This window comes from Aeromonas sp. QDB11, from assembly GCF_027705265.1.
Classification (GTDB): domain Bacteria; phylum Pseudomonadota; class Gammaproteobacteria; order Enterobacterales; family Aeromonadaceae; genus Aeromonas; species Aeromonas allosaccharophila.
On the sequence record NZ_JAPDBM010000102.1, the window covers coordinates 1 to 8,515 of the forward strand.

The 8,515-nt window shown below is 54.1% G+C and carries 8 protein-coding genes; 5 read left to right on the forward strand and 3 right to left on the reverse strand.

The annotated features are described in order from the left end of the window. Nucleotides 1-91: 91 nt before the first annotated feature. Nucleotides 92-2,203, forward strand: a complete 2,112-nt coding sequence (locus tag OKC40_RS21140) for a carbohydrate-binding protein (RefSeq protein ID WP_270796883.1) — start codon at nucleotides 92-94, stop codon at nucleotides 2,201-2,203. 93 nt (nucleotides 2,204-2,296) lie between these two features. Here the strand turns inward: OKC40_RS21140 and OKC40_RS21145 are convergent, their stop codons facing one another. Then, nucleotides 2,297-2,758 carry a hypothetical protein gene (locus tag OKC40_RS21145; protein WP_270796884.1) on the reverse strand — a complete coding sequence of 154 codons (462 nt, stop codon included), beginning with the start codon at nucleotides 2,756-2,758 and terminating at the stop codon, nucleotides 2,297-2,299. Between OKC40_RS21145 and OKC40_RS21150 the strand changes: the two genes are divergently transcribed. Continuing rightward, the gene (locus OKC40_RS21150; protein ID WP_270796885.1) at nucleotides 2,750-3,007 is read left to right on the forward strand and encodes an ADP-ribosylglycohydrolase; all 258 of its coding nucleotides are present in this window, start codon (nucleotides 2,750-2,752) and stop codon (nucleotides 3,005-3,007) included. The genes OKC40_RS21145 and OKC40_RS21150 overlap by 9 nt on opposite strands. Before the next feature lie 38 nt (nucleotides 3,008-3,045). Here the strand turns inward: OKC40_RS21150 and OKC40_RS21155 are convergent, their stop codons facing one another. Both OKC40_RS21155 and OKC40_RS21160 read right to left on the reverse strand, forming a co-directional pair. After that, nucleotides 3,046-3,702: a HEPN domain-containing protein gene (locus OKC40_RS21155; RefSeq protein WP_270796886.1), complete on the reverse strand. Its 657-nt coding sequence runs from the start codon at nucleotides 3,700-3,702 to the stop codon at nucleotides 3,046-3,048. Between the two features lie 120 nt (nucleotides 3,703-3,822). Then, nucleotides 3,823-4,026 carry a hypothetical protein gene (locus OKC40_RS21160; RefSeq protein ID WP_270796888.1) on the reverse strand — a complete coding sequence of 68 codons (204 nt, stop codon included), beginning with the start codon at nucleotides 4,024-4,026 and terminating at the stop codon, nucleotides 3,823-3,825. A 190-nt stretch (nucleotides 4,027-4,216) separates the two neighbouring features. Between OKC40_RS21160 and OKC40_RS21165 the strand changes: the two genes are divergently transcribed. From OKC40_RS21165 to OKC40_RS21175, 3 genes are all read left to right on the forward strand, one after another. Next, nucleotides 4,217-4,663, forward strand: coding sequence for a hypothetical protein (locus OKC40_RS21165; protein WP_270796890.1), 447 nt, complete (start codon nucleotides 4,217-4,219; stop codon nucleotides 4,661-4,663). Nucleotides 4,664-4,850: 187 nt separating this feature from the next. Further along, nucleotides 4,851-7,313 carry a type I restriction-modification system subunit M gene (locus tag OKC40_RS21170; RefSeq protein ID WP_270796891.1) on the forward strand — a complete coding sequence of 821 codons (2,463 nt, stop codon included), beginning with the start codon at nucleotides 4,851-4,853 and terminating at the stop codon, nucleotides 7,311-7,313. Further along, the gene (locus OKC40_RS21175) at nucleotides 7,313-8,461 is read left to right on the forward strand and encodes a restriction endonuclease subunit S (RefSeq protein WP_270796893.1); all 1,149 of its coding nucleotides are present in this window, start codon (nucleotides 7,313-7,315) and stop codon (nucleotides 8,459-8,461) included. Before OKC40_RS21170 ends, OKC40_RS21175 begins: the two co-directional genes overlap by 1 nt. The last annotated feature ends 54 nt before the right edge of the window (nucleotides 8,462-8,515 follow it).

Below are 8,515 nucleotides of genomic sequence, written 5' to 3' on the forward strand. Positions count from 1 at the left end.
TCCTGCATGGAGACGCGATTAGATCACAGACGATCTGCCTGTTCAAATTTCATTAACAAAGTGCGATCCCGCCCTGGCCTCAACTGGGGGAATGCAAGAGTTTCTCGATAGTCTCAGAAATTTTGAGTCCGGTATCAATCCGGCACTGAGTCAGTTTTACCTCGATAATCTGGATAACCCCGTTTATACCTACGCTAAGGTCACCAAGCCGGGTCGACTCGTCAGGGACTGCGCCACAGGGAGTATGGTGCAAGAGCCTACAACGATAAGGCAGTACTTTACCAAACTGGGTCTTGGCAGCATCTATAACGAAAATACCCCTCATGACCCGGGCATGTTCAAGTTGATGCAGTACAGCTCGATGAATGCGTGGGGCTTTGTCGGGTATCAGCTGGGTGAAGCGGTATTGATCGATGGAGGCTATTACAGCCCGCCGACAGTACAGATTGCAGGTAAGGAATACGACAGCTTTTATATGTTCGTGCCCGATTCGACCTGGATCGGTTGTAAAACCGAGGCGCTGGCTGAAATCCCGGGATCAGGCGGTAATCAGGTGTACGTAACGGATATTAACCGCTGGCAAGGGCATTTTATCGGCAAGAACGGGGTCAACAATTTCACCGATTTCATCAAGCCCGATAAACAGGAGTTGGTGATCCGGGATGTCATGCACTTCAACTACAAGGTCATCAGCAAGCTCCTACAAGATGCCAATATGACCTGGGCACAGGCCTTGTCGAAAAGCTGGACCGATACGGATGATAACGGGCAGCAGGTAACGGTCAAGGCAACTATGTCCGGTATCCTGGCCGCTGCTCACTTGCGTGGAGCGTGGGGAACCGCCGAGCTGTTGACCAAAGACAAGATCACGTGTGACGAGCAGGGAACTTGTATCACCAAATATGTGCATAAGTTTGGCGGTTACAACACGCTGTTTGATGTACCGGGTGACAGCGTCACTCAAGGCTCCCCTTACGATGAAGTTCTGATGGCGGGGTGGGGGAATGACACCGTTATCTTGGGGGGTGGCAAAAACCAGCTGCTACTCAATGAGCAGAAGGGCTCTATCACCACGGTTACCGACTTTGTTATCGGCAAGGATAAGATCGTGCTACGTGGATGGTCCAGCGAATCACCTCTGGCGTCCATGGTGGTCACTCAGGGGAAAAATGGCGCTGAAATAGATGTGGCCGGACAAAAAATCATTCTGAACAACATCAATGCTGGCGATGTACTGGCCAATCCTTCACAAGTGATCATTCAGTCTATGGTGTACACGCTGGCGTGGAATTCAGGCAAGCAGGTCGTCGCCCAGTTTGACCCCAAGGTGGATCGTATCGAGGGTTCGTCGGGGATTGGGTTCAAGCATCTCAAAGCTTATGAGACTAGCTCTTCGGTGGTGATTGGTCCCCAAGCCGATGACGGCGGCATTTATGCTTCGTATGAGCTGATGGGGTTGACGTTGGCCGACCTGTCGCCTGATATGTTCCTCAACGTGACCGGCAGCTTTGATCGTCTGGGTTTTATCGTGCCGCTTGATCACAAAACCTGGGGCTGGAATATGTCGCTGGTGGTGAACAGCTTCAATCCGCAAAAAACGGTGCTGACCGTTCCAAGCAATCAGCCAGTGCCATTTTCTGCTGTAAAGTTGACTCAAAATGGTGCCAATACCGAGCTGACCTTGCTCGAGCCGTTTGCCAAGGGTGACAAGAAGATCGTTATCCTGCGCAATACCGATGTGAAGAGTCTCTCTGAACGGAACTTCTCCGGCTTCAGCGGTCAGTACAAAGAGGTGACGATCGATATTCCCGTGATGTTTGACATTCGTGCTAGTGTCGTCGGCACCGGTGGCTCTATCTCTCCTGCACCGGATACTGCAGGTATTATTCAGGCAAAAGGGGGAAGTGCACTGACAGTTGCGTTCATTCCTGATCCCGGATATCGAGTGAAGAGTATCACCGTCGATGGCGCGGCCCAGCCGGTGGCGAGCGCTTATACCTTCCCCAGCTTGGCGGCCAATCACCGCCTTGAAGTGAGCTTCGAGAAGGGTAGTGCCTGTCCGGCCTCCTGGAACAGCACTCAGGTGTACAACACCGGTGACAAGGCGACCTATGTCGGCAACATCTATGAGGCCAAGTGGTGGAACACCAATAACCAGCCGGACCAAGGTGGTCCCTGGAAGCTGCTAGGCGCTTGTCAGTAAAGTGTGTGCTGACACGTGACCCTAATGCGGTCGCTTCTTATCTAAAAATTCCCGGGCATTGCTCGGGAATTTTTCTTTTGAATTTCATTCCCTTTACCCGTTGTTACTCTGGTGTCTGTCAGACGAGCTGTGTTGTGTCAGCAAATCCGCACTCTTGAGCTTGAAGGTACAGCCTTGCTGGATGAGCTCCTCCCGGTTGGCCAGTACCAGCGGGTAGAGCAGGGGATGCGGTTGATGTTCTCCGTTGTAGCTCACCTGCATCCGCTCCAATGCGTAGTGCATCAAAGGGATGCGCTGGTTAATCAACAGCTGGTTCCCTGTCATGGCATTGTCTCTGGCAATGATTGCCTGCTGACCCTCGCTGAGGCCTGGATTGGGAACGACTACCGCATGGGTGTTCCACTCCAGATCCTGCTCCCGGCCGTGAGGGGAGGCATCCAGCAGATCCGGTTCGCCGCGAAAACGACTCATCACAAAGTCCAGATATTCCCCCTTCTTCTCGCAGTAGGCGCGTACGTGCCAGCGGATCCCGTCATAGACCAGAGTGTGAGGCACGATATTGCGGCCACATCCCCGAATAGCTGCGCCGTGGTGCGCGGCAGCTGGCGGCGAAAGTCACGCAATCAGCTGGGCCATGCCAGCTGGTTGGATGTAGTGGAGGCAGCCCTCTGGTGCTTCTGGCATGGTGACGATTTGGCAAGCAGCGAAGTGCTACTCGGTGTGCTGCTGGGCAGGGATGAGCGGGTGCGGTTTGTCTATGGTCTGTTAGCCGGGGCTTTCTATCTGTCAGATCGGACGGATTGAAGCCGCGGGGCCATCGCAGCCCGCCATCTTGCGACTGATTAACCAGCCAGCTCAACCACCGGATAACAGGCATCTCCCCACAGGGTATCGGGATGGGTCATCATCAACTCGATGATCACCGGCACCAGTTTGCCGAGCAGGTTGGCGCAATCCTTCAGTTGTTTGCGATTGACCGAGCTGTTCCAGGTCGCACCGCCATGAATTAACTGGTTGCGCAAGGTATAGAGGCGGTTAAACAGCACGCCCAGCAACTGTGGGGTGTTACTGCTGGCGAGGGCCTGGTTTGCCATCTTCTTGCCTTGTGCCAGCCGCTCCTTCCACTGGGCTTCGCTGATCTTGCCGCTCTGATAATCCCAGAAGCTTTGCAGCACAAACGGGGTGTCCAGCAGCATGCGGATACTGCCAGAGAACTCTTGCCAGACCAGCTGCTCGATCTGCTGGTGCGCATCCAGCTCGCACAATTTTTCCAGAAAGGCTTTGAAGGTCTCCTGTTCCGAGAGGCGACGATCGTCATCGATTTCAGTGGCATAAGCCGCATTGAATGCAATCCAGAGAAAGATAAAGCGGCCATCTTCATCTTCGGCCATTTCAGCACGTTGCAGCCAGCTTAAGGCACGATGAACTCGCAGGTTGAGGTTGCTGGGAGAGTGTTCACGCAGAGTCCGGTGACGAGTTTTCAACTGTTCAAAATTCAACGACGATCTCCTTCTCGATCAGATGAATAGCCAGCTTTGACAACCAGACTCTCTGTCCTGCTGCTTGATCATCAGGTTGGTGAGGAACTGGCTGGAATAGCAATGTGGTGATAGCAGCGGCTACTTGTGGATGACACCCTTCAGCGTTGCAATGGCCAGCTCCACCATGGTGGCCGACGATTGTTCCAGTGGGGCATGGTGGCACTCGGGACAGGCCTCAAACCAGGTGTGGCCACGTACCATAACATCGCTCTTGGGAACGACCGTCTTGTGCCAGCCACAGGTTGGACAGCGATAAGTAGAAGGGGGTGGTTGTATCGGCATGATATCCCTCAGGCAAGTTCCATTTGGCCTAGAGTAACACGGCTCAAATTATTGCAGTGAGCTCCTTGTTCACACTCTTTAGAGTCAAAGTTGTATCCGCCTGAAAACACGACATGTGCAAAACCCCAGTATCGAAGCTGTGCGGCTGGCCCGGTATAGTCAGCCGAGTTCACGTCAGAGGGGATATGCGATGAGTAACCAACCCGGCTTTTGGTTAGCGACACGCTCGTTGTCACTGATCGCCCTGTTGCTTGGCCTAATGCCGCAAATCGTGTTTGCCGTCGACTGCACCTATCGGGAAGATGCGTTGGGCAATACCCGTTATCAGTGTGACGATGGCAAACAGGGCACCCTGCGTGAGGATGCGCTTGGCAACATCAAAGACTCGGGGACCGGCATTACTTGGCGCACCGATCCGTTGGGCAACCTCAAGGGCTGCGATGGTACCACCTACCGCCAAGACGCACTGGGCCATGTGCGTGGCAGCAATGCCAAAACCGGCGAACGGGTGACGTGGCGTGAGGATAGTCTCGGTAACCTGCGTGCCTCCGATGGCACCGTCTGCCGAACCAACGCGCTGGGGCAACTCAAATGCCGTGGCGAGAGTACACCGCCACCCTTGCTTGAAGGCAAATGATGGCTTTTGCAGCAAACGGTCGGTGCATCACCCTCTGATGTGATATCAGGCATGGTTGCAACGGGACCAAGTGGGTAAACTCGTCGGCAATTTCTGGCGCCGCAACCGGCAAGGTTGTGAATCTCTGCCTCTTTTCGTTTTCCATGTGCCCTCGGCGCAAACTGACTCTTATCGGAATACCTGACTCATGGCTATCAAGAAGAACGAACTCTACTCCTCCCTCTGGGCTGGCTGCGATGAGCTGCGCGGCGGCATGGATGCCTCCCAGTACAAGGACTATGTGCTGACCCTGCTGTTTGTAAAATACGTATCCGACAAGGCCAAGGGCAACCCGTACGCCATGATTGAGGTGCCGGCAGGGGCCAGCTTTGACGACATGGTGGCGCTCAAGGGCAACAAGGAGATAGGCGAGAGGATCAACACCATCATCAGCGCGCTGGCTACTGCCAACGATCTGCAGGGGGTGATCACCATTGCCGACTTCAACGACGAAGACAAGCTCGGCAAGGGCAAGGAGATGATCGACCGCCTCTCCAAGCTGGTGGCCATCTTCGAGGGGTTGGATCTGTCGGCAAACCGCACCGAAGGTGATGACCTGCTGGGTGATGCCTACGAATACCTGATGCGCCACTTTGCCACCGAGTCAGGCAAGTCCAAGGGGCAGTTCTACACCCCGGCCGAGGTGTCGCGTATTCTGGCCAAGGTGATCGGTATCAGCCGCCAGACCCCGCAAGATGCCACCGTCTACGACCCCACCTGTGGTTCTGGCTCCTTGTTGCTCAAGGCGAGCGACGAGGCGGGCCCCAAGGGGCTGACCATTTACGGGCAGGAGATGGACAACGCCACCAGTGCGCTGGCGCGGATGAACATGATCCTGCACGACAACCCCACTGCAGCAATCTGGAAGGGCAACACCCTGGCAGCGCCCCAATGGAAGGAGGGCAACAACCAGCTCAAGACCTTTGACTTCGCCGTTGCCAACCCGCCCTTCTCCAACAAGAACTGGACCAGCGGCCTCGATGCCGAACACGACGAGTTCGGCCGCTTTGTCTGGGGCGTGCCGCCCGATAAAAATGGCGATTACGCCTTCTTGCTGCACATCATCAAGAGCCTGAAGAGCACCGGCAAGGGGGCAGTGATCCTGCCCCACGGCGTGCTGTTTCGCGGCAATGCCGAGGCGCGTATCCGCGAGAACCTGCTCAAGCAGGGCTATATCAAGGGGATCATCGGTCTGCCCGCCAACCTCTTCTACGGCACCGGTATTCCCGCCTGCATCATCGTCATCGACAAAGAGAGCGCCCACACCCGCGCCTTCAATGCACTGGCCAGCAATGAGCAAGGGCTGTTTATGATCGATGCCAGCAAAGGCTTTATCAAAGATGGCAACAAGAACCGGCTGCGCGAGCAAGACATCCACAAGATTGTCGACACCTTCACCCGTGGCCTGATCCTGGAGGGTTACAGCCGCTGGGTGCCACTTAGCGAGATCGCCCGCAACGACTACAACCTCAATATCCCGCGCTATATCGATGGCAGCGAAGGGGAAGACCTGCACGATCTGGCCGGTCACCTGCAAGGGGGGATCCCCGAGCGCGATATCGCGGCACTTGGCCCCTACTGGCGGGTATTCCCGACCCTCAAGGCTACCCTGTTTGCCCCGTTGCGGACCGGTTACAGTGAGGCGCGGGTAGCCGCCGCCAAGGTCAAGGGCACCATATTGGCCTGTGAGGAGTTTGCCCGCTTCAAACAGGCGGCGCTGGCGCCGTTCGCCCAGTGGTTTAGCGAGTGCCAGTTCGGCGAGTTTGCCAAGGGTGACTCGCCCAAGGCGCTGATCGACGAGGTGAGTGAAGCACTGCTTGAGCACTACCGCGCGAGCGCCGAGGCGACCGGTGAGCTGCTCGACCCCTACGCCATCTATCAGCTGCTGATGGACTACTGGCAGAGCCAACTGCAAGACGATCTCTATGTGCTTTCCCAAGATGGCTGGCCAGCGGGTCGGGTACTGCGCGAGCTGATTGCCGACAAGGGCGAAAAGATCAAAGAGAGCCCGGATCTGGTAATTGGTAAAGCCAAGTACAAGGCTGAGCTTATTCCACCCGCCTTGCTGGTGGCCCGCTTCTTTGCCAATGAGCAAAAAGAGCTCGATACCCTGCAAGCCGCGCATGATGAAGCGAGCCAGGCACTGGAGAGCTTTATTGAGGAGCAGAGCGGGGAAGAGGGCGGTCTGGTCGAGGCGATGAACGACAAGGAAAAGGTCACCGCCGCCAGCGTCAAGGGGCGTATCAAGGTCGCCACCGACAAGGAGGAGCTGGCTGTGCTCAAGCAGGCGCAGCAGCTGTTCGACGCCGAGACCCGAGCCAAGAAGGCGCACAAAGAGGCCAGCGAATCCCTCGATAAAGCGGTGTTTGCCCACTACCCCAAGCTGCAGGATAACGAGATTAAAACCCTGCTGGTGGAAGATAAATGGCAGGCGAGCTTGCGCGGCGCGCTGGAAGCCGAGATTGAACGGGTCACCCAGCAGTTGGCTAATCGGGTCAAGGAGCTGGAGGTGCGTTATAGCAGTTCCCTGCCACAACTCACCCAAAACGTGAGCGAGCTGGAGGCCAAGGTGGCAGCCCATCTGAAGGCCATGGGGCTGGAGTGGGCATAATGGCAGAACAGATGATGCAAGAGGCAGTAGGCAAGGCGATCCCGGTAGGTTATAAGCAGACCGAGGTGGGGGTTATTCCGGAAGATTGGGGTTGTTTAGACCTCTCTGAATTGTTTTATTTCAAACAAGGAGTTCAAGTCCCTGTAGAAAAGCAGTCTAAAACTAGACTGGATGGTTTTGTTCGGTTTATCAGGATTATTGATCTAACAAACCAAAATGAACCCCCCAGATATATAAAAAACATTAGAAAGACAGAGTGTTTAACCTGCAATGATTTGTTTATGGTCAGATATGGAGCCCCCGGACTGGTTGGCTTTAACAAGGAAGGTCTTATAGCCAATAACTTATTTAGATTATTGCCAAAGGTAGATGTGCATGAAAGCTTTTACTTTTATTATTTAGGTTTTAGGCACTCGGACATATTGGACGTTTCAGGTTCGTCGACAATGCCCGCCATCAATTTTTCAACGATATCAAAATTTAAAGTTGTAAAACCATCATCAGTAAAAGAACAAACCGCCATTGCCAATGTGCTGTCGGATAGTGACGCGCTGATCGATGCGTTGGAGCAGCTGATCGCCAAGAAACAGGCTATCAAGACCGCCGCTATGCAGCAACTGCTGACCGGCCGTACCCGCCTGCCGCAGTTTGCCCTGCGCCCCGATGGCAACCCCAAAGGTTATAAATCCAGCGAGCTGGGACAAATTCCAGAGGACTGGGATATCAACTCTATCAATACAGTGGGTTCAATTATAACAGGAAGTACTCCCCCAACTGCTGTTGCTTGTTACTGGGAGGGGGATATTCCATGGGTCACACCGACAGATATTGGTGATGCAAAGAACATATTTAAATCCGAACGTCGGATTACAGAAAAAGGACTTCAGACAATACGCGGGTTACCCGTGAACTCAGTTTTGGTAACTTGTATTGCTAGCATAGGAAAAAATGCAATTTTAAAAAATGCAGGTGCGTGTAACCAACAAATAAATGCAATTGTGCCAAGAGCATTGTTTGATGTGGATTTCTTATATTACAATATGGAATTTTCGAAGGAGCGATTGAGACAATGTGCTGGTATCACGGCTACACCTATTATATCTAAGGCGCTGTTTAGTGATTTTTTGCTCAGCCATCCCCTCATATGAGCGAGGCGTGGCGCGGCTTCTGAGGTATGATCGCCATCCTTGACCAGCTAATAC

What these genes read in the sequence shown, in the direction of transcription:
- OKC40_RS21160 (WP_270796888.1), bottom strand. Translation starts at nt 4,026, where the DNA reads ATGCCGATACAACCACCCCCTTCTACTTATCGCTGTCCAACCTGTGGC.
- OKC40_RS21165 (WP_270796890.1), top strand. Translation starts at nt 4,217, where the DNA reads ATGAGTAACCAACCCGGCTTTTGGTTAGCGACACGCTCGTTGTCACTG.
- OKC40_RS21140 (WP_270796883.1), top strand. Translation starts at nt 92, where the DNA reads ATGCAAGAGTTTCTCGATAGTCTCAGAAATTTTGAGTCCGGTATCAAT.
- OKC40_RS21175 (WP_270796893.1), top strand. Translation starts at nt 7,313, where the DNA reads ATGGCAGAACAGATGATGCAAGAGGCAGTAGGCAAGGCGATCCCGGTA.
- OKC40_RS21170 (WP_270796891.1), top strand. Translation starts at nt 4,851, where the DNA reads ATGGCTATCAAGAAGAACGAACTCTACTCCTCCCTCTGGGCTGGCTGC.